The 18,844-nt window shown below is 68.8% G+C and carries 20 protein-coding genes; 11 read left to right on the top strand and 9 right to left on the bottom strand.

Annotated elements, in window-relative coordinates:
• On the top strand, positions 1-367 hold a 367-nt coding region (locus ACOJUF_RS07995), incomplete at its 5' end, for a transposase (RefSeq protein WP_420121329.1).
• 515 nt (positions 368-882) lie between these two features.
• On the opposite strand, the gene ACOJUF_RS07990 is transcribed toward ACOJUF_RS07995, so the two are convergent.
• A complete protein-coding gene (locus ACOJUF_RS07990; RefSeq protein WP_420121328.1) occupies positions 883-1,569 on the bottom strand; it encodes an HAD family hydrolase in 687 nt (228 codons plus the stop codon).
• Positions 1,566-2,900, bottom strand: coding sequence for a helix-turn-helix domain-containing protein (locus ACOJUF_RS07985; RefSeq protein ID WP_420121327.1), 1,335 nt, complete (start codon positions 2,898-2,900; stop codon positions 1,566-1,568). Before ACOJUF_RS07985 ends, ACOJUF_RS07990 begins: the two co-directional genes overlap by 4 nt.
• Positions 2,901-3,118: 218 nt before the next feature.
• On the opposite strand from ACOJUF_RS07985, the gene ACOJUF_RS07980 reads away from it, so the two are divergent.
• The 3 genes from ACOJUF_RS07980 to ACOJUF_RS07970 are packed head-to-tail and all read left to right on the top strand — an operon-like array spanning position 3,119 to position 5,159.
• Positions 3,119-3,316, top strand: a complete 198-nt coding sequence (locus ACOJUF_RS07980) for a DNA-binding protein (RefSeq protein WP_420121326.1) — start codon at positions 3,119-3,121, stop codon at positions 3,314-3,316.
• Positions 3,313-4,218, top strand: coding sequence for a hypothetical protein (locus ACOJUF_RS07975; protein ID WP_420121325.1), 906 nt, complete (start codon positions 3,313-3,315; stop codon positions 4,216-4,218). Before ACOJUF_RS07980 ends, ACOJUF_RS07975 begins: the two co-directional genes overlap by 4 nt.
• Positions 4,218-5,159, top strand: coding sequence for a helix-turn-helix domain-containing protein (locus ACOJUF_RS07970; protein ID WP_420121324.1), 942 nt, complete (start codon positions 4,218-4,220; stop codon positions 5,157-5,159). The genes ACOJUF_RS07975 and ACOJUF_RS07970 overlap by 1 nt, the downstream gene beginning before the upstream one ends.
• 30 nt (positions 5,160-5,189) lie before the next feature.
• Here the strand turns inward: ACOJUF_RS07970 and ACOJUF_RS07965 are convergent, their stop codons facing one another.
• The 4 genes from ACOJUF_RS07965 to ACOJUF_RS07950 are packed head-to-tail and all read right to left on the bottom strand — an operon-like array spanning position 5,190 to position 8,071.
• Positions 5,190-6,056 carry an oxygenase MpaB family protein gene (locus ACOJUF_RS07965; RefSeq protein WP_420121323.1) on the bottom strand — a complete coding sequence of 289 codons (867 nt, stop codon included), beginning with the start codon at positions 6,054-6,056 and terminating at the stop codon, positions 5,190-5,192.
• Entirely contained in the window at positions 6,053-7,135 is a 1,083-nt protein-coding gene (locus ACOJUF_RS07960; RefSeq protein ID WP_420121322.1) for an MAB_1171c family putative transporter, read from the bottom strand. Before ACOJUF_RS07960 ends, ACOJUF_RS07965 begins: the two co-directional genes overlap by 4 nt.
• Positions 7,135-7,638, bottom strand: a complete 504-nt coding sequence (locus ACOJUF_RS07955) for a hypothetical protein (protein WP_420121321.1) — start codon at positions 7,636-7,638, stop codon at positions 7,135-7,137. The genes ACOJUF_RS07960 and ACOJUF_RS07955 overlap by 1 nt, the downstream gene beginning before the upstream one ends.
• Positions 7,601-8,071 (bottom strand): helix-turn-helix domain-containing protein, encoded by a 471-nt coding sequence (locus ACOJUF_RS07950; RefSeq protein WP_420121320.1) that lies wholly within the window; start codon positions 8,069-8,071, stop codon positions 7,601-7,603. The genes ACOJUF_RS07955 and ACOJUF_RS07950 overlap by 38 nt, the downstream gene beginning before the upstream one ends.
• Positions 8,072-8,295: 224 nt before the next feature.
• On the opposite strand from ACOJUF_RS07950, the gene ACOJUF_RS07945 reads away from it, so the two are divergent.
• From ACOJUF_RS07945 to ACOJUF_RS07915, 7 genes are read left to right on the top strand one after another with little or no spacing between them, the layout of a single operon-like run.
• Positions 8,296-8,685 carry a DUF6112 family protein gene (locus ACOJUF_RS07945; RefSeq protein WP_420121319.1) on the top strand — a complete coding sequence of 130 codons (390 nt, stop codon included), beginning with the start codon at positions 8,296-8,298 and terminating at the stop codon, positions 8,683-8,685.
• A 4-nt stretch (positions 8,686-8,689) separates the two neighbouring features.
• A complete protein-coding gene (locus ACOJUF_RS07940) occupies positions 8,690-9,412 on the top strand; it encodes a hypothetical protein (RefSeq protein WP_420121318.1) in 723 nt (240 codons plus the stop codon).
• Positions 9,412-10,593 carry a M15 family metallopeptidase gene (locus ACOJUF_RS07935; protein ID WP_420121317.1) on the top strand — a complete coding sequence of 394 codons (1,182 nt, stop codon included), beginning with the start codon at positions 9,412-9,414 and terminating at the stop codon, positions 10,591-10,593. Before ACOJUF_RS07940 ends, ACOJUF_RS07935 begins: the two co-directional genes overlap by 1 nt.
• Positions 10,590-11,336, top strand: a complete 747-nt coding sequence (locus ACOJUF_RS07930) for a DUF6112 family protein (protein WP_420121316.1) — start codon at positions 10,590-10,592, stop codon at positions 11,334-11,336. The genes ACOJUF_RS07935 and ACOJUF_RS07930 overlap by 4 nt, the downstream gene beginning before the upstream one ends.
• Positions 11,337-11,380: 44 nt before the next feature.
• A complete protein-coding gene (locus tag ACOJUF_RS07925) occupies positions 11,381-12,811 on the top strand; it encodes a hypothetical protein (protein WP_420121315.1) in 1,431 nt (476 codons plus the stop codon).
• Positions 12,808-14,271, top strand: a complete 1,464-nt coding sequence (locus ACOJUF_RS07920) for a PrgI family protein (RefSeq protein WP_420121314.1) — start codon at positions 12,808-12,810, stop codon at positions 14,269-14,271. Before ACOJUF_RS07925 ends, ACOJUF_RS07920 begins: the two co-directional genes overlap by 4 nt.
• A 2-nt stretch (positions 14,272-14,273) precedes the next feature.
• The gene (locus ACOJUF_RS07915; protein ID WP_420121313.1) at positions 14,274-15,842 is read left to right on the top strand and encodes an ATP-binding protein; all 1,569 of its coding nucleotides are present in this window, start codon (positions 14,274-14,276) and stop codon (positions 15,840-15,842) included.
• Between the two features lie 203 nt (positions 15,843-16,045).
• On the opposite strand, the gene ACOJUF_RS07910 is transcribed toward ACOJUF_RS07915, so the two are convergent.
• From ACOJUF_RS07910 to ACOJUF_RS07900, 3 genes are all read right to left on the bottom strand, one after another.
• Positions 16,046-17,575, bottom strand: coding sequence for a hypothetical protein (locus tag ACOJUF_RS07910; protein WP_420121312.1), 1,530 nt, complete (start codon positions 17,573-17,575; stop codon positions 16,046-16,048).
• Positions 17,572-17,895, bottom strand: coding sequence for a helix-turn-helix domain-containing protein (locus ACOJUF_RS07905; RefSeq protein ID WP_420121311.1), 324 nt, complete (start codon positions 17,893-17,895; stop codon positions 17,572-17,574). The genes ACOJUF_RS07910 and ACOJUF_RS07905 overlap by 4 nt, the downstream gene beginning before the upstream one ends.
• Positions 17,896-17,899: 4 nt before the next feature.
• On the bottom strand, positions 17,900-18,844 hold a 945-nt coding region (locus ACOJUF_RS07900; protein ID WP_420121310.1), incomplete at its 5' end, for a tyrosine-type recombinase/integrase.

Genomic DNA, 18,844 nt, shown 5'->3' with positions numbered 1-18,844 from the left:
CGACAAGGTCATCGACACCCTGGCCGAGAAGCTGCCCGCCGTCGCCGATCACCTCGACCAGGCCCGGGCCGACCTGTTCGCGTTCACCCCGTTCCCCAAAGAGATCTGGCGGCAGATCTGGTCCAACAACCCGCAGGAACGCTTGAACAAAGAGATCCGCCGCCGCACCGACGTCGTCGGCATCTTCCCCGACCGCAACGCTCTGATCCGCCTCGTCGGCGCGGTCCTGGCCGAGCAACACGATGAGTGGACCGAGGGCCGCCGCTACCTCGGCATCGATGTCCTGGCCCGATCCCAGACCGCCAGCGGACCCGACGCAAAGGAGGACACCACCACCAGCACGCCAGCAATCACCACCGCCGCCTGACCAACGAAGAATCACCGGCGGCCGACCTCGTCACGTACACCACTCAGCTGGGCTTGACCCGGTCTTGGCCGGGCAGCAAGCAAGGTGTAGACACGATTTGCTCACAAACCAGTGTGCGGATTGTAAGGCGACGAACGAGAGACGGGCTTCGAAAAGGAAGCCTAGCCCAGCGTTTCGTGAACTTGTGAGGGCTGTGCGAGTGCAATTGCGTGCTGCGGGGCTCCCGAAGGCCGAGCGGCGCGCAATTTCGAAGAGAATTGTCGAGATTTCGGAGAGACTGACCGAAAGCGGAGTGTCGAGAAGCCCGAAAGATAGCGCACAAAGAGCAACAGGAAGCCGATGATAATCGCCGAGCAAGGATTGCGGCGGCTAAATGGGATGAAACGTATAGATTACCGCTTGCAGTTCAAAATGTCGGTCGGGGGAGGCGAAGTTGATGGGGCATTCTTGGAGTGGGCGGTCGAGCTTGATGCGAATTGGGAGGGTGTGACGCACCTGCATGCGTCCATGTGTGGCTATCCGCTCCAGCCAGCCAACATTGCCAAGTCTTCCAACGCGTCAACTATGAAGTTGGGTTCGAACACGGACTCCAAGGTGGTTCGGGCCAGCTCTATATCCATGACCTTTCCCCATGGCCCGCGACGAACCCAAGCAGTCGCAAGCCCGGCGCTCTGTGCGGGCGCGATGTCGTTGTCGAGGCGGTCGCCCACGTAGAGAATCTCGCCGGGCAAATGTCCCGAGCTCTCGATCAGCTTGCGGAAGAACTCGACCGACGGCTTGCTCACACCCCAGTCGTCCGAGGTGGCGATGACGTCGGCCGGAAGGTTCAGTTCGCGAATGAAGCGGCCGGCGCGGACGGTCTGATTGCCTGCGATGCCCACGAAGTAGCCAAGCTCGCGCAACTCAGTCAGGCAGGGTCGGACGTCGGGGTAGAGGTCGTTGGCGTTGAGGTACTCGCCCAATCCCGAGTCGATCCTGGCCTGCCTCTCGGCTTCGAGGTCGAAGCCGGGGCGGAAGTGTTGGAAGACTTCGCGGTAATCGCGGCCGGAGGCGATGACGGCTCCGAAGACGGCGGAGAAGGTGTGGCGGGGGACGCCGAGCCAGTCGGCCCAGGTTCCGTATTCGCGGGACTCGTCGATGAGCACTTCGCCGACGTCGAACCAGACAGCCTTAATGCCTCGAAGGCGTTCGTCGACGGTCATGCGGCGAGCGCCAGATGCAGATCGAGGTCCCGGACTGCGGAGCTTGTGGCCCAAGGGGTCATGCTGGTTCGGAGCGTTCGGAGGCGGTCGAGGCCGGTGGCGTAGCCGGCTTGACGCAGGCTGTCGACAGCGTCGGTGGCGATCGAGCATGACCGGTCGAGGTCCCCGGTGGCCAGGTGGGCGGCGGCCAGGTCGGCGAGGACGACGGCCCGTTGCTTGACGGCGTCCTCGGGTAGCCGCCCCAGGTTGGCGGCGAGCAGGGACATGGCCTCGTCGTATCGGCGTGCGCGGAGGTTGGCGTAGCCGGCGAAGCCGTCGAGGCGGGATTCGTCGAAGAAGTCGAACCAGGGCAGTTCGGGGGCGAGCACGGGTCGGGCCAGAGCCTCCCGGGCACGGTCGATGCAGCCGAGGCTCTCGCGAGCGGACCCGGCGTTGGCGGTGATCTCCGAGCCCACCGCAGCGAGCCACGACGACAGGCGATGATGCGGTTCCCGGACCAGCATCGCGCCGGCCTGATCAAGGTATTGGACGGCAGTCGCAACGCGTCCCTCGGCGGCCGAGATGAAGGCGCTGTGTCCGAGTGCGGATGTGGCGAGGTGGTGGGCCCCGGACTCGATCGAGGATTCGATCGCCAGGCCGTAGTAGCCGCGTGCGGCTATGGGGTCGTTCAGGTCGAAGAACGAGATGCGTCCGGCGAGCAGGGCCACCTGCGCCTGGTTTCTCAGCAGAGACCGGCGCAAGCAGGCGGAGCTGGCGTCGCGAAGGAGTTCACGGGTGACGTCCAGGTGCGCGACGACTGGTGTGAGCAGCAGGTTCGGCGCGGTGATGTGGTACAGCCGTTGGTAGCCGTCGGCGAGATTGCCGAGAGATGTCGCGGTCTCCGTATTCGGCGGTCGAGTGGGTTCCTGTGCGCCGACGAGGGCAAGAGCAGGAGCCAGGGTGACCAGCTTGAGCAACGATCTGCGCCGCAACGCCTCCGCCCCCCAGACCTCAAGCACACGCGGCCTGAGGATCAGAGCATCCCTCCCAAGCCGGTCCAGGAGCAACCCGGTCTGCGCCACCAGCGTGCCGATCGGATCAATATCGGTCTCACCTGCGAGGGTGGCGACCGTGTCGCGGTGATCGTCACCGCACAGGCAGTCCAGGAGCTCCTGATACCGGCGGCTCGGAACCTTGACGGCCCGTTCCCATTTCGCAACCATGTCGGCGTTCACCCCGACGTGCTTGCCGGTCTGGGTCCAGGCGAGCCGGTCCAGGTTCTCCGCGACGTCATGCTGGGTCCAGCCCCGGCGGGTCCGCAGGTTCCGGATCTGCTCCGCGCTGGTGGTCACCGGTCACCTCCCGTGACTTCGGCTGATCGAGCCCGATCGTGCATCAGCACCCCTGGCTAACTGTAGCAAGGAATGACGCGGATAGACTATGTCCAGACTAGCTCTGGCTAGTTCTCAAGCGGCGCTCGCTCGGATTCGCTGGAACCTATCCCGCACGGCCCTGACGCCTCGGACGTCGTCATCGCCGATCGGCGGGGCGACTCGACAAGGGAGGCGTGATGGACTCCGGTGAGAGTCTCTTGACAACAAGGGATCTGGCGCATCGCTGGCAGGTCAACGCCGGGAGCCTGGCCAACGACCGATCGGCCAGCCGCGGCGTGCCGTACGTCAAGATCGGTGGGGCCGTGCGGTACCGCCTCCGCGACGTCGAGGGATTCGAAGCCAACTGCCGGATCAGCACCCTGGACGCATCGTGACCGCCGCCCGCGCCGTCGATCGGCACGAAGCCGAGCAAACCGACCCGTCGGAATGGCGGCCACAGGGACGAAACGAGCTCGAGCCCGACGCCTCGTCGGCCGAACACGGCGAGCAGACCCCTGAACAGGTCCGGCACATCGGCGGTGAGGGAGACCGGCTCGTGTCGCTGCTCGCAGCTGTCGCGGATCAGGGTTGGAACAGTGACGCGGGCCGCCGGGCCATCGGCATCATCCAGTCGGCATGCCGGCGCGAGGCCTCGCACTGGACGCGGAGCGCCGGCTGGCTGACCGACGAAGGACTGGCGACCGTCTGGGAGCAGATCGACCGGCTGGTGCGGACGGGCCGGCTGGCCGACGCCCCCGGCTTGCTGCGCGTCGCGGTCCGCCGGGCCTACGCCGCCGAAGCAGCCGCCGCCCAGACCGGCATGGGCTCGGCGTCGACGCGCGGCCTGATCGGCGCGGTCCGCGCCGCTGACGTCGGGATCGTCGGTGAACTCAATGACGATGCCGAGTACGTCGAGACCGATCCCGCACGGCCGGCCGCACCGTCGTGGATGCGGACCCTGGCCGCGGTCCTGGCGAGAGAAGGTTGGTCATGGCCGGTCCCGCCGTTGCATGCGGTGATGGCCTCCGCCGCGGGTGCGGCGAGTTCGTCGCGGCGGTGCCGGTCGGCGATGGCCGCTCACCAGACCGGGGTGCCGGTGGCAACCTGGTCGGCGTTGGATCTGCTCACCGTCGGGTCGGGTCCGGGGTGCCGGCCCGATTCCAGGACGACGGGCTCGGCCGTCCAGATCGACGCCTTCGGTCCCAAGGGGATTCGCACGAACCCCGAGTTGATGAGGATCGTCCGGGCGGCCGTGCAGGGACGCCCGGTCCGCACCGGTCGCAAGCGGGCAGCCTGATGGACGAGGCATGGCCGGCGTACGAGCGACCGTGCGACGCAGCGGAAACGGATGAGGATGCCTCATTCGAGCTATCGCCGGCCAGCGCCGAACAGATCACGATGCAGATCCGCAGCATGGTCGAACGTGCCTGGGAGTACATCGCGATCGCATATCAGGGGCGCGCATACGCGGCCCTGGGCTACCGGTCCTGGGACGAGTATGTCGACGACCGGCTGGGCGACCTGCGTCTGACCGTGCCGCGGGAGCAGCGCGCGCACGCGGTGGCGGCGTTGTCCAACGCGCGAATGTCCCTCCGGGCGATCGCCAAGGTCCTCGGCGTCGGCCTGGGCACGATCCATCGTGACCTTTCGGCCGGGCGAGCCGAAACCGGCGGCAACCCGGACAACGTCATTCCGATCTCAGTTGAGGGTCGCGACGGCAAGCACTACCCGAGCCGCAAGCATGCGACCGAAATGTGTTCGATTTGCGGAGATCCACATCCGCCCGGGACCGAGGAATGCCCGTGGGACCTGTTCGCCCAAGGCATCGGCCCGCGACCGACACCCGCAGTCGCGGTGGATGGTCCGCACGTACCTGAATCGACAGTGGACGTGAAGCCGCGACCCAGGGTGCGCATCGCCGCGGTGCCGGACCTGCCGGAGGGGGAGCGCGACGGGCCGGGGGAGAAGGGACCCGACGCACCGGTTCGGTCGACGATCACGGACGCGGTCACCCGCGCGGTGGCGATGGTCGACGAGCTCGACCTGACCGGACTGATCGACGAGATCGAGCGCGCGGGGACGCATCACGAGATCGGCGGAACCGAATCCGGCGGGGCAGGGGCAGAAGGCGTTCGTGAGCTGATCGACCTCCTGCGGATGCGGGCGGGCGCGATCACCGACCTGGCCGACCGGCTCGAACGCATCGTCGCTCACCCGATTGACCACGACTCACACTGACGCACAGAGCGTTTCAGAAGAAGTTCACCGTCAGAGCGTGGTGGAGCGGCCGGCTTGCTCGGGTCCGAGCTGGTCCAGGGTGTAACCGTGCACGTAGACCGAGCTGGCCGGTCGACCCGGGACGAACCACGATTCCGTCCGTGCGGCCTTGAGCCGGGTCGCAGTGTTGCGGACGGCGTAGGCGGTGTCGATCAGGCGCACTAACACCGGGTTCGGCGCCGGGAGATCCAAGACGTTAGTCAGATCGGGTTGGTTGAACAGGCCGCTGGTGATCGCGGGTCCGAATCGCTTCAGTGGCTTGGGTAGGTGCCGGACGATGATCTGTTGGGTGGATGCCATCAGAGCCCGGCCGGCGTCGCTGGACCCCAGGTGCTCAGCCTCGTAGTCGTCGAAGAGCCGCTCGGCCTGGGGGTAGCTGGTGGGCGGGTCGCTGATGTTCATCAGCCGGGCGACGTCCAGGTAGAAGCGCACGCTGGCGTCGCGCTCCTCGGGGAGCAGGGGTCGCCAGCCGCGGCGGTCAAGCCACCGGAGCGGGACCACCATGAGGGCCGCGAGCACGAAGCGGTAGTCGTCGTTGCTGATCGGCCATGGCTTGTGGACGCGGTTGAGCAGGCGGATCATCTCGCGGCTGCGGGGATGGTCGAAGCCGTGGGCGATGATCTCGTACATGATCAGCCCGGTGTCGTACGCACGCTTCTTGGGACGGTCGATGATCTCGCCGGACCGGACGAGCAACTCGGCCATGTGTGGGATGGCGAAGATTCGGTAGAATGCGAGGTTCAGGCCGACGCGCATGTCGGTGGGGAAGTCGTATAGCGTGGTCAGCTGGTAGATCCGCAGGTAGTCATCCGGGTCGAGGGCCTTGATCAGGTCGCGGTTGCGGTAGGCGCGTTTCATCGGCCGGCCCCATAGGCGCCGGCGACGGCCAGGAGCTGGCTGAGGTCGTCGTCGGCTGCGGGCAGTAGGTCGGCGGCCAGGACCCCCGAATGGTCGTCGGCGTGCCAGGCGGTTGCGTCTCGCAGGACCCGGCCCAGCGCCTCCGGCGGGTTGCCGCTGCGCCGGATGCCGGTCGCCGCGGGCTCGGTGATGTGGATGCGGTAGAGGGCGTCGGCGATTTCGATGCGACGTCGCGTGCTGACCATTTCCGCGTGCTCGATGGGGTTCCGGCCGGGCGGTACGGCGAGCACGACTTCGGGCATGGATCCGGTGAGTTCGGCCCAGAGCGGTTCGAGGTGATCGCTGATGCGGCGGGCCCGGCGCCACCGCAGGAGCGTGTCGAGCGGGATCGGGACGAGCACCCCGATGCCGGCGATGATTCCGGCGGCCGCGACCCCCACGAGGTTGATCGTGGCCAGGACGGGCTCGGGCTGGCCGGTCAGGTAGCTGATGGCCATCTGCAAGGCCGAGGCCAGCGATGCGATGGCGGCGAGGGCGGCGCCGACCCCGATGCCGAGCAGGCTGAGCGTGCGAGCGCGGTCGCCATCGGTGAAGGCGTGCCGGCGGCAGGTGCGGGCGATGGTGACCAGGCAGTAGACGAAGTAGGCCGAGAAGGTGATCCGGTAGAGCACAGCTGCGCCGTCGTCGGCATACGCGCTGGCGAAGGCGCTGCCCGCCGAGCGGTCGTGCACGTCGGCGGCGCCGAACAACGCGACCATGGCCAGCACGACGGTCCCGAACAGCACCGTATGGCGGACGACGGCCGGGTGGGTGAGCCGCCCGTGGCGGACTGCGGACAGGAACAGCAGGGTGAAGTAGGCGCCGGTGACGAACAGGCGGTGGGAAGCGAGTTCGGCTCCATTGGGCCAGTCCAGCGTCGTGTCGAACCACGTGGCGACGACCCCGACGGTGAAGGCCAGGGACACGCACACGGCGGCAGCCGCCATGGTCACCCGGGCAGCGTCTGGTCGTCTGATCGTGACGACCAGCCGGATGATGGTCGCCATCCACAGGACCGCGGCGGCGATCGCCAGGCCCATCAGCGCAGCCGCGTGGTCAGGCGGTCGAGTTCGCCGCTGGTGGTTCGGTGCTGGATCCGGGTCTGGGCGCGGGTGATCAGGCGGGTCGCCATCGTCTCCGCAGTCCGCTCGTCGTCGGTGTCGTAGCCGTCGCGGGCCAGAAAACGCTCCAGCAGTTCGGGAGGGCAGTGCGGCGCCAGCATCTTCAGGAACTCGATGTCGTCGGTGACGTGCGGCGCGTGGTCGAGGACGATGTGGACCAGTTCGTGGCAGATGATGGCGTCGCGCCGGGAGCCGGTGGCGGTTGTCGGCACCACGATGACGTCCTGGCTGGCGCGGCGAAGTGCGTACCCGGTGGCGTCGCCGGTGCTCAGTTGATGGGGCAGGAGACGGATCGGTCGGCCACGGTCCGCCGCGACGAGGTCAACGAATTCGTCGGCGAACCAGGGATCGGGCAGCAACGCGACCAGGTACTGGTAGGCGCGTTCATTCGGGTCGCGAGGGCGAGTCATGCTCCACGGCATCGGTGGGGTCCCCCTCGTCGGGTAGCTGCTCGACCTTTCGGATGTGGTCGATTATCCCCTTCACGCTGGCCAATCCCTCCGGGGAAAGTCCATGTGCACGCAGCGCAATCGCTTGAACATCGCTGTCCCGAATGGCCGACAACAACTTCAGGTCGTTGTTGATCTTCTCCGCGACGTCGGAATCGAAAAAGTAGCTGATCGGAACCGCGAAAAGCGATGCAAGTGCATTCAGATGGCGGGCCGACGGGTTGTCCCGTTTCCCGTTGCGTAGCTGACTGAGGTACGCCGCTGACATCGATGTTCCCAGTCGGGCGAGTTCGACCGAGGCCTGCTCGTTGGACCACAGGCCGCGGCCGCCGGGCCGGGGAACGGTCCGGAACAGGTGGTCAAGCCGATCGGCGAGGTCAGGCATGCCGCCATCGCTGTCGGCCACGTCGGTCCCTCTCTGCCCTGTCACGGTGTGTAGGCAGCCTACTGGGGCAGCCTCCGAACGGTTGGCAGGGGTGGGCAGGTCTTGACCGAGCCATAACTAGCTCACTACCTTTCGAACACCTGGTCATAACTGTAGCAAGGCGTTAGCTCACGGGAGCCGCCTGCACTGGGAGTCGACTCATCCGTCGCCGGGTCGCCCGGCACAACCACCTGGGAGCAGATTCCATGATCCGATCACTCGTCGCGCCGGAGGACAGCACCGCACCGACACCCGCACCGGCTGGGAACAACCCGCTGACCGGAGCGACCGAGACCACCTTGCCGGGCCTGGCGACCTTCAAGGGTCTGGTGCTGGGCCTGATCCCGTACGCCCTGGTCGCCTGCGTCGCCGCGTTCCTGATCGGCGCGATCCTCTGGGCGGTCGGCGCCTTCGGAAACAACCCGCAGCACTCGTCCCGGGGCAAGACCACGCTGATCGTGGCGCTCGTCGCGGCGCTGCTGGTCGGCGGCGCCGCCTACCTGGTCGGCTGGTTCAACTCCGTCGGCAAGACCGTGTCCGCGCCGGCGTCAATGGTTCAGACCGTCGCGCCGGCCGATCCGGTGCGGCCGGTGTGAGCCGATGCAGACCTCAGCGGATTCCGCGGCCGGTCGCCGCCGCATCCTCATCATCGGCGTCACTGTGGCCGCCATCGCGGTCGTCGCAGTCGGGGTGTTCACGGTCTTCCTCTCCGGTGACGAACCGGGCCGGCCGGCCGGGACGGCGACGGCCGCGACGCCATCGGTGAACCCGGGCCCGTCGGTGCTCGCCGCGGTGACCACACCATCGTCGAGCGCACGGGTGATCCTGCCCGGGAGCAGCCCCACCGACTCCACGCTGATCGGCGGGTTGACCGACCACCTCGAATTCGCCCGCCGGGTGGCCACCGCCGTGCTGGCGTACGACTCCACCACGGACTTCCAGGCCCGCAACGACGATCTGCTCCGCGCGGCCGCGCCCGCCCCGTACGGCGACCCGACCCAACTGGCCCAGGACCTGACCGCTTTCACCCCTACCGACCCGTCGCTGAATTCGCTGAAGGACAGCCGCGCGAGCGTCACCGTCGACCTCACCGATGTCGAGGTGTCCGAATGGGCCGCGAACCGGCTCAAGGGGATCGGTGTCTCACCCGGCGTCTACGGCATCGACGTGACCGGCCAGCAGACGATCACCACGAAGTCCGGCCACCCCACCCGCGTCACTGTGCAACTCGGCATCACCGTCGCCTGCCCACCGGCCGCCACCTACTGCACTCTCGACCGCGTCGTGCCGCAACACCTGCAGGACGCCCTGGGGTCGGGCTGATGCGGGCCATCCGAAGGCTGCACCTCGTCGGTCCCACCGCCGTCGGACTGCTGCTCGGGGTCGCCGTCGTCGTCACCGTCGCCGCGGTCAGCAGCAGCGGCAAACGCCAGCCGCGGTTCCTGCCCGGCGCCCTTGACTGCGGCGCCGTCACCGGCTCCACGCAGGGCACCCTCGACCTAGCGCAGGAACGCAACGCCAAGATCATCGTGTCGGTCGCCCTGGGCCGCAGACTCGGAAACACCGGCGCCGCGATCGGTGTCGCCGTCGCCCTGGCCGAATCGACCCTGTACAACTACGCCAACGACGGCACCTCTACCCTGATCGGCTCGGTCGAACGCCGCCAACTCAACGACGCCGAACGTGCGGTTGCCCGAGAATCGTTGCAGTACCCGCACGACCGGGTCGGGAACAACCTGGACTCGATCGGGCTGTTCCAGCAGCGGCCGATGACCGGATGGGGCTCCCCGGAACAACTCATCGACCCGGCCACCTCGGCCGGCTTCTTCTACGACCGGCTCGTGGAAATCCCCGCCTGGCAGTCCCTTCCGCCTTGGAACACCGCGCAGACCGTGCAGGGATCACCGTCGTCGGACGGCGGCATCTACCGAGAAATGTACGAGCAGGCCGAAACCATCGTCACCGACCTGACCGCCGACCGGAACATTGATCCGATGGCTGACGGCATGCAACCGGTCGCCGCCGGCGATGGCGGCTGGTGCCCGTCCCCGGCGGGAGCCGCGGCATCCGACGGCGGCGGCTCCGCACAGTGGGGCGGCTACGCCAACGGGCAGATCCCCGCCTCCGCCCTATGCCCGGTCCCGACCGCGCCGCAACTGCTGCTGGAATGCCACGCCGCCGACGCGTTCGACCAGATGAACACCGCGTTCAAGGCCGCGATCGGGCAGGACATCGGCATCACCGACGCCTACCGGGACTACGCCGGCCAGGTCGCCTGCCGTGCCGAGAAGGGCAGCCTGTGCGCGGTGCCTGGCACCAGCAACCACGGCTGGGCCAAGGCCGTCGACATCGGTGCCTGCTGCGGCGTGAACTCCGGCAGTGGTCCGGCGTTCGACTGGCTCACCGCGAACGCCGTCCGGTTCGGCTGGGTCCACCCGGCCTGGGCGCAGGCCGGCGGATCGAAACCGGAACCGTGGCACTGGGAATACGGGTCGATCTCATGAACTGGGAACCGCAACCGGGCACCGAGGCGATCACCGGGTGGATCAACCAGGGCGTGCTGTTCGCCCTGGTGCTCGCCGTCGCCATGGTCGTCGGCTGCGCCGTGCTCTGGGCCGTCGGATCCTTGTCTTCAAACGGGTCGGTCGTGAGCCGCGCCCGCACCGGCGTCGCTGTCGCGCTGGCCGCCGCTTTGCTCCTGGGGGCCGGCCTCACCTACGTGCGATGGACGTCCAACACGCAAGCGGTCGCGTTCAGCGGCGACCCCAAGGACTACCGCATCGACGACGGACCTCAACTGCCCGGCGCCTGGGAGTATCTGGACCTGTCGGAGCGGTGGACCACCGACATCAACGACCTCCGCGCCGGCGACGGCCTGCCGCCGTACACGACCGACACCGCGTTGACCGCCAAGGCCAAATCCTGCGCCAGCAGCCGGGCAGGCCTCGGCGGCGACTGCCCGACCAACCAGCTGTCCTGTGCGGACAACACCGGCATGGTGTTCGGCGGATGGGACTACGGACCCGGCGAACTCGACAGGCTGAACGGCGACCTCACCGCCGAGTTCATCCGCAACCCCAACCCGTGGGGCGGGATCAGCACCCCGGTCACCCTCGACCGGTCCGCCGACATGCGCTCGGCCTGGGTCGCGTTCCGCGACAACTCGAACAAGCGCGCCGTCGTCGTCGCGCTCCTGGAAAACGCTGCGGGCCCAGTCGTCTGGAACGCCTGCACCCAATTCGGATGACCGACCCACTCTGAACGGAAACTCCCACAATGACAACGACATTCGTGCGTGCCGACGGAATCGGCAACTGGCTGTCCGACACCTCCGACGACATACTCAAACGCATCGCCGCCGGGGCCGTCGAGGCCAATCAGTGGATGATGCTCAAGGCGATCGACCAGATCAACTCCGGGTTGCGGGTCAACCTGGGCGCGACCTGGCTGCAGGACATCCTGACCATGATGCGGTACCTGGTGCTGCCGGTCGTCGGGCTGCTGTTCGTGTTCCAGATCGTCACCGCGATGCTCGCGCGGTCACCGTCGCAGATGTGGCGGGCCGTGTGGGGCAGCGCCCTCGGGCTGATCCTCGGAGCAGGTTGCGCGGTGCTGACCGCCGGCCTGCTGCTGATCGTCGACCAGTTCTCCAACTACCTGCTCGGCGGCGCCCAGGCCGCCGCGCAGGACGGCATCAAGAAGGCGTTCGCGATGCAGGGCGCCATCGAAGGATCTGGCTGGCTGGTCGTCGTCGTCATCGCCGCCGTCGGCATCGTGGCCTGGGCGACGATCATCATCGTCCTGTTCCTGCGAAAGGCGATGATCATCGGCACCCTGGTCTTCGCGCCGTTCGCGATGGCCGGCTTGACGTCCGGGAAGACGAAAGTCTGGGCGGTCAAATGGTTCGAGGTCATCGTTGCGCTCGCCATCGCGAAGTTCGTCATCTGCGCAATCTTGACCCTGGCCTACAGTGCGGTCGCCTCGTCGATCACCGGCGACATCAGCGACGCCCTGCTGGGTTCGGTGTGGGTGGTCCTCGCGGCGCTGTCCCCGTTGGCGGTGATGCGGTTCGTCCAGTTCGCCTCCGACCAGATCACCTCGGCCAACACGACCGGTGCGGCGGCCGCGCTGGGCAACGCGGGCCGGGGCCTGACGATGGGCCGCAAAGGCGCGGCGCTGGCCGGCGGTGCCGCGGGCGCGGCCGGTGGATGGATCGCCGGCCGGGCGGGCGCCGCGGCCACACCGAAACCGTCCGGACCGGCCGCCGCAGTCGGCAACCGGCCGGGTGCTGGGGCCAAGCCCGCGGGCGGCGCCGGAACTGCGTCGAGTCCTGCGGCGACGAGCCCGGCCGACGCCGGTTCCGCTCCCTCCGCCGCACCCGCCGAGAATGACGGCAGCGCATCCTCACCCGCGGGTGGCGGTGGAGCGAGCGTGAGTCCCGCGGCAGCGACCGGCACCCCGGTGTCCGGTGAGTCGCCCGACGCGGTGCAGTGGCCGCGGATGGACGAGTACTTCAACCGGGAGGCCGACGGGCAACGCAACCCGCTCGTGCATCCGGCCGGGGCCGCGCAGGCACTGTCGATTCCCCAGTCGCAGGCCGAACGGATGTTCTTCTATGCCGAGACCCAGGGTCGGCTCGGCCCGCAGCAACTCAACGGGTTGCGGCGGGTGCTGATCAACGACCGGATGCCCGCGCCGACCCCCGGAGGAACTGCGGCATGACCACCACGGAGAAGGCGCCGACCCCGCCGCGGACCGCCCGGTTGGCCCGCCGGTCCCGCCGCGGACTGATCATGAACCTGTCCGTGCCGCAGGCCATCACGCTGCTCGCGGCGATCGTCCTGGTCGCCGCCTGCGTCCCACTGCTGGGCCTGGGCGCGGCGTTCTGGGTAGCTCTGCTCGTCGGTGGGCCGCTGACCGGCCTGGCCCTGGTCCGCTACGACGGGTTCCCGCTGGTCGAGTGGGCGCCGATCGTCTGGCACTACTGGCGGCGCCGCCGCACCCGGCAGAACGGGTTCCGGGTCACCGCGGCCCGCCGTCCCGCCGGCCGGCTCGCCCTGCCCGGCGAGGAGGCGCGGCTGGTCACCCTGACCGCCGCGGACGGGTCGGTCGCCGTGCACGACCCCTGGACCGCCGGCTACACCGCCGTGCTGCGGGTCCGGGCCCCCGCGTTCCTGCTGCTTGACCCCGAGACCCAGGACGCGCAGGTCGGCGGCTGGGGGCGGGTCCTGGCCGGCATCTGCCAGTCCAACCTGATCAGCCGCATCCAGGTCCTCGAGCAGTGCGTCCCGGACTCCGGTGACGGGCTGCGCGACTACCACGCGATGCACGCCTGCGAGCAGGACCTGTCGGCCTGGGCCAGCGAGAACTACCGGGACCTGATGGACATCGCCGGCCCCGCATCCTCCCGCAGCGAGGTGTTGATCGCGCTCACCCTGGACGCCAAACGGTGCCGCGGCCTGATCCGCAAGTCCGGCGGCGGGCACCCCGGCGCGCTCAAGGTCCTAGCCGGGCAACGCCGGGTCGTCGAGGCCGCGCTGGCCGCATCCAGCCTGGCCGTCGAAGGATGGCTGTCCGCACAGGATCTCGCCTACGACCTGCGCTGCGCCTACGACCCGGCGATCCGCCCGGTGCTGGACTACCGGCCCACCGCCGGACGGGACCTGGCCACCGCCGGCCCGATCGCCGTCCAGGAACACTGGGACTACCTGCGCACCGACACCGCGTTCCACTGCGTGCTGTGGCTGGTCGAATGGCCGCGCAGCCAGGTCTACCCGACGTTCCTGGCCCCGCTGGTGCTCACCCCGGGCATCGACCGTCGGCTCAGCCTGGTCTACGAACCCGTACCGACCGCCAAGGCGATGAAACAGGTCCAGCACGACAAGACCGAACTGATCTCCAACGCCCACGACCGGCACCGCCTCGGCCAGGTCGAGAACCTCTCCGACGCCGACGAACTGACCGACACCCTGCAACGGGAGGCCGAGATCAACGCCGGCCACGGCGACATCGGCTACGCCGGCATCCTCGTGGTCACCGGACCCACCCTGGACGACCTGACCCTGGCCGTCGGCGCCGTCCGGCAGGCCGCCATCCAGGCCGGCTGCGAGGCCCGGGTTCTCGCCGGGCAGCAGACGCAGGCGTTCGCCGCCGGCGCGCTGCCGCTCACCCGGGGATTCTGAACATGGACGAGAATCCGAACCGGACCGTGCACAGCGGCGGCTTCCTCTCCGATGACGCCAACCGCCGCGACCGCCGCGCCCACCGCCGGCAGTGGAAGCAGGCCGCCGACCGGCTCGTCGCCGTCGACGTCGCCGCGGCGGCCGCCGCCCGGCAGGCCGAGACCGACGCCCGCAAGGCCGAATACCGCTCCCGCACCCCGAAAGCGGGGGAGAAACGGCCCTGGGCCGGCCGCACGGGCCGCGGCCTGAAGCTGCGCAAGCACCGGGCCACCACCGCCAACCTCTCGCACGTGTACCCGTTCCTCGCCGACGGTGGCCTCGGCGCCTCCGGAATCTATGTCGGCCGTGACTCCTACTCGGGGGCCTCATTCTGCTACTGCGGCTTCGACCTGTACAACCGGCGGCCCCGGCTGGTGTCCAACACCAACATCATGATGGTCGGCGGGATCGGCTGGGGCAAAACGAATACCGCGATGGCCCTGGCCGTGCGGAACCTGCCGTTCGGCCGGCGAATCGTCGTCCCCGGCGACCCCAAGGACGACTGGCTCCGGCTCGCGATCGCGTTGGGCGGCCAGGGCATACGGCTGGGTCGCGGCCTGCCGGCCCGACTCAACCCGCTCGACGGCGGCGTCAAACCCGCCGGCAAGGACCAGCAACTGTGGGAGACCGAGGTGTGGTCCCGCCGGCAGAAACTGCTCGTCGCCCTGGTCGCCACCGCCTCACCCGCGATCGCCCCGCTCAACCCGTTAGCCGTCGCCGCCCTCGACGTCGCACTGGCCGCGGCCGTCGACGCGGCCGGCACCCCGACCCTGCCGCACGTCGCGCATCACCTCGCCGATCCCGACCCGACCCGGGCCAGGGCCGCCGGCTACGACGCCGACCTGCTGCGGCACCACGGCCAACCCGTCTACGCGGTCCTGTCGTCGCTGATCAACGGGCACCTCGGCGGCCTGTTCGACGGCCCGTCGACCGTCCGGTTCGACCCACAGGCGCCGATGATCGCCCTCGGCTCCGCCGCCCTCGGTGACGACGACCTGCTGCAGTCCCTGGTCATGCTCTGCGCCTCCGCATGGGTCGGCTCCACCATGGCCGACCCCAGCTTCGGGCAGCGGATCTTCGTCTACGACGAGGCCTGGCGGATCATCAGCGGCGAAGCACAACTCGACCGGATGAACGCCGACCTGCGGCTGTCCCGGTTCTACGGCATCGCGAACATCCTGGCCATGCACGCCCTGTCCGACCCGGACAAGGTCGGCCACGCCGACTCCGCCGCCGTCAAGAAGGCCAAGGGACTGCTGTCGCTGTGCGACACCCGCGTCGTGTTCCGGCAGGCCCCCGGCGAACTCGACCGAGCCACCAGCGATCTCGCCCTCACCGAAGCCGAACGCGAGGTCATCGCCGGCGCCGGCGTCGGCGAGGCGCTGTGGAAGCTCCCGACGAAGTCGTTCCGGGTGCAGACCGTGCTGTCGGCCCGGGAACGCGCAATGTTCGACACCGACCAGCGGATGGTCACCAAGGTTACGGGTTCCGGCGATCTGGGGCCGAAAACCCGGGAACTCAAGGGTAGTTGATGGTGGACATGTTAGGGGTGGTTCCGGGTTCGGGGAACCGGAGATGTTGGTGTGTCGGTGGTGTCGGTCATGGCGGCTGCGTAGCGTTCGGCGGCGGAAATGGTGATGCCGAACAGGTCGCAGATACGGCGGACGTCGCCGCCGGTCGCGTGGATCTCTTGCAGGATGCGGTCCTCGCGCAGCGCCTGGGGTTTGAGATCGGTTTATTGCCAGAGGAACTGCCGACCGACGGGTCGCAGGCGCGGTGCGCTGCGTCGGCTGATGAACAGGTGCGGGTTGATGCTGGCGGGCCAGGTCCGTTGCCGGTGGTCGAGGTAGGCGGTCAGCCGGACCTTGACGGGCTGGGCGATCGGGATGCTGCGTCCGTCGAGAGTGATCCGGTTGTCGGCGATGTCGGTGAGTTCGAGGTCGATGAGCTGTTGGCTGGTCAGTGCGTGGAAGCAGACCAGGGCGACGCCGAGCGCGACGGCCGGGTCGGGCGAGTCCAGCGCGGCGCGGATGGCTGCGGTGTTCAGGGGCAGCGGGACGGTGTGGTTGACCGGCGTGAACCGCATGCCGCGGGTCGGGTCGGTGAAGGTCAGTTTCCGCGCCTTGAGCACCGAGAACAGGGACCGGAGGCCGGCCTCGGCGACGGTGCGGCCGGGGCCGCGTTCGGGCAGCGCGGCCCGGATGTGGTCCGTGCTGATCTCGGCGAACGACCGGTGGCCGGCGTCGGCCCAGGTGTGGGCGATCGCGGCGATCGACAGGATGTGCAGGCGCGCGGTCTGCGGGTCCCGGGACCGTCGGCGGGGCGCCCGTTGGCTGCCGTGGAGCATGACGTCCAGCCAGACGTCCAGTTGCGAGGTCATCGTCCGGGGCAGTCCGGCGGTCTTTCGGGTGTAGTAGGTCGTGACGGTGTCGGGCCGGTCGTCGATCAGAAGGCCGGCCGCGTCGAGGATGTCGAGTGCGGTCATGACGCTGCCGCCGTAGCGGCTGAGCTGTTGCACCTCGGATGCCCGGATCTTGGCGCCCGGGGTGTCCTGCAGGACCTGCAGGATCCGCAGGGATCGGATGGCGTCGTTGCGTTGCCGGGTGCTCCAGCCGTGCTTGTCGGCCTGCTCGAGGACGACGCCGGTGCAGTAGGTGACGAGTTCGCTCTCCAGGCCCAGCGCCCGCTTCTTGACCAGCGCGGGGTCGGGCTTGGCCCGGAACAGGGCCAGCTGTTCGACCGGGACCACGGCCAGGGTCTGCGGCGTCTTCGCCGGTCGGGTGGACCGGCCCTCCCAGACGCGATTGTGGCGGCGCGGCTGCATGTTCGCGAAGAACAGTTGTTGGCCGTCCCGGTTGGCCGCGGCCAGTGGCAGGACCTGACCGGGTTGCTGGGCTATCCGGGCCTGTTCCAGGCACAGCCGGCACGCGCCGAGCCGGCCGATCGGTGTGGTTCGGCCGCAGTAGTCGCACACGCCTGTCGGGTAGTGGTTCTGCCACCAGCGGCAGGACCAGCAATGCCAGTTGTGCTGGCGGTACACGCCCCAGGCCAGGCAACCACGGCAGGAGCCCACGTGCATCGGGCCGCCGGGATGACACCGGTCGCACAGGCCGTCGCTGTAGTAGCGGGTCGATCCGCAGGCCCGGCACGGTGGTGGGGTGAACGGTCCGCCGGGCAGGCACCGGTAGCAGAAGTCGACGCGCGGCTTGACCCAGGCGACCTTGTTGACCTGGCACGCGACGCAGGTCGCCGGTGGCAGCGTCACAGCGGCGGTTCGGACTTGGGTTTGCCGAAGCGTGGCGCGACAACGAATGTCGACCGTTCGCCCGAAGCGGTCTCCTCCCGGCCCGGTCGGCGGGCGGCGACCTTGTCGGGTTCGCGGATCAGCAGTTCGGACGGACCGCAGCCCAGCACCTCGCAGATCACGTCGAGGTCGTCCAAACGGATCGTGGTCGGCGTTCCGGTCCACAGTGCGGACATCTTCCCGGCGCTCAGTTCCAGTCCGGCGTCGGCCAACCGGCGACGCATCTCGGCCGACTTCCAGATGCCACGCTCGGCGGCTTTGAGTCGCATGTTCCACTGCATCAGCTCACACCTTTTCCGAGAAGCGGGCTTCCAGTCGTTGGTTCGCGGTCAACCAGGCCTGTTCGATGTGGTCGCTGCGGACGTGGACGTAGCCGGATGTGGTCGCCAACCACTGGTGACCGAGCAGGTCCTGCAGCGCCTTGAGGTCCATTCCGTTCACATACAGCGAAGAGGCGCAGAAGTGGCGCAGCACATGTGGTGTCAGTCGTCCCGACCAGGCCGGCAGCCATGTGCCGACCGCTTGCACCAGGCCCTGCCGCAAGGCGTTGGTGCCGACCCGCCGGCAGCGGTCCAGGTCGGTGTCGCGGCGCTCGCTGGGCAGCATCGGGGCGTCCGGGTCGGCCCAGTCGCTGCCGACCTGGTGACGGACCTCGGCCAGCCACCAATCGATCAGCCGGTCCGCGCCGTTGACCGCCGGCACCAGGCGGGCTTTGGGCCCACGGCCCTTGCTGCCCTTGCCATGTCGCACATGCAGCTTCCCGAACGTGCCCAGGTCGGGGCGCCAGTCGCGGATGTCGAGCATCACGGTCTCGTTGATCCGCAGGCCGACCCGCCGCCACAACGACGCCGCGAGGTAGTCGCGGGCGGCGGGCAGGTACTTGCGGGCCCGCGGGACCGACTCGCGCCACCCGGTGAACAGGAGGTCGATCTCGTCCTCCGACGGCGGGACCCTGACCTTGCCCAACGAGGCACCCGACTGTCGGTTGTACTCGTCGATCGGCTGCTGGGCCACAACACCTGTCAGCGCGTGGATGTCGACCTGGTATCGGGCGATCACGAACTCGTAGAACAACGCCAGCACCCCGGCCTTGCCTGCCCGGGTGCTCACCGCGTTGCCCGCCGCGCGTTGCGCGGCCAGGAACCGGTCGGGGGGGGCGCCCCCCGCCGCCCACCACCGTCCCGGCCAAGACCCCGCGCAAACCCCCCCCCCCCCAACTGTGTTGCGCCC

Origin of the sequence: Nakamurella sp., from assembly GCF_048594475.1 — a bacterium.
Lineage (GTDB): Bacteria > Actinomycetota > Actinomycetes > Mycobacteriales > Nakamurellaceae > Nakamurella.
This window is presented reverse-complemented; position numbering and strand designations above follow the sequence as displayed.

Coding starts and splice junctions, on each gene's coding strand:
- ACOJUF_RS07940 (WP_420121318.1), top strand. CDS start 8,690: ATGCAGACCTCAGCGGATTCCGCGGCCGGTCGCCGCCGCATCCTCATC.
- ACOJUF_RS07990 (WP_420121328.1), bottom strand. CDS start 1,569: ATGACCGTCGACGAACGCCTTCGAGGCATTAAGGCTGTCTGGTTCGAC.
- ACOJUF_RS07960 (WP_420121322.1), bottom strand. CDS start 7,135: ATGGGCCTGGCGATCGCCGCCGCGGTCCTGTGGATGGCGACCATCATC.
- ACOJUF_RS07935 (WP_420121317.1), top strand. CDS start 9,412: ATGCGGGCCATCCGAAGGCTGCACCTCGTCGGTCCCACCGCCGTCGGA.
- ACOJUF_RS07905 (WP_420121311.1), bottom strand. CDS start 17,895: ATGCAGTGGAACATGCGACTCAAAGCCGCCGAGCGTGGCATCTGGAAG.
- ACOJUF_RS07955 (WP_420121321.1), bottom strand. CDS start 7,638: ATGCCGTGGAGCATGACTCGCCCTCGCGACCCGAATGAACGCGCCTAC.
- ACOJUF_RS07970 (WP_420121324.1), top strand. CDS start 4,218: ATGGACGAGGCATGGCCGGCGTACGAGCGACCGTGCGACGCAGCGGAA.
- ACOJUF_RS07980 (WP_420121326.1), top strand. CDS start 3,119: ATGGACTCCGGTGAGAGTCTCTTGACAACAAGGGATCTGGCGCATCGC.
- ACOJUF_RS07945 (WP_420121319.1), top strand. CDS start 8,296: ATGATCCGATCACTCGTCGCGCCGGAGGACAGCACCGCACCGACACCC.
- ACOJUF_RS07915 (WP_420121313.1), top strand. CDS start 14,274: ATGGACGAGAATCCGAACCGGACCGTGCACAGCGGCGGCTTCCTCTCC.
- ACOJUF_RS07920 (WP_420121314.1), top strand. CDS start 12,808: ATGACCACCACGGAGAAGGCGCCGACCCCGCCGCGGACCGCCCGGTTG.
- ACOJUF_RS07965 (WP_420121323.1), bottom strand. CDS start 6,056: ATGAAACGCGCCTACCGCAACCGCGACCTGATCAAGGCCCTCGACCCG.
- ACOJUF_RS07930 (WP_420121316.1), top strand. CDS start 10,590: ATGAACTGGGAACCGCAACCGGGCACCGAGGCGATCACCGGGTGGATC.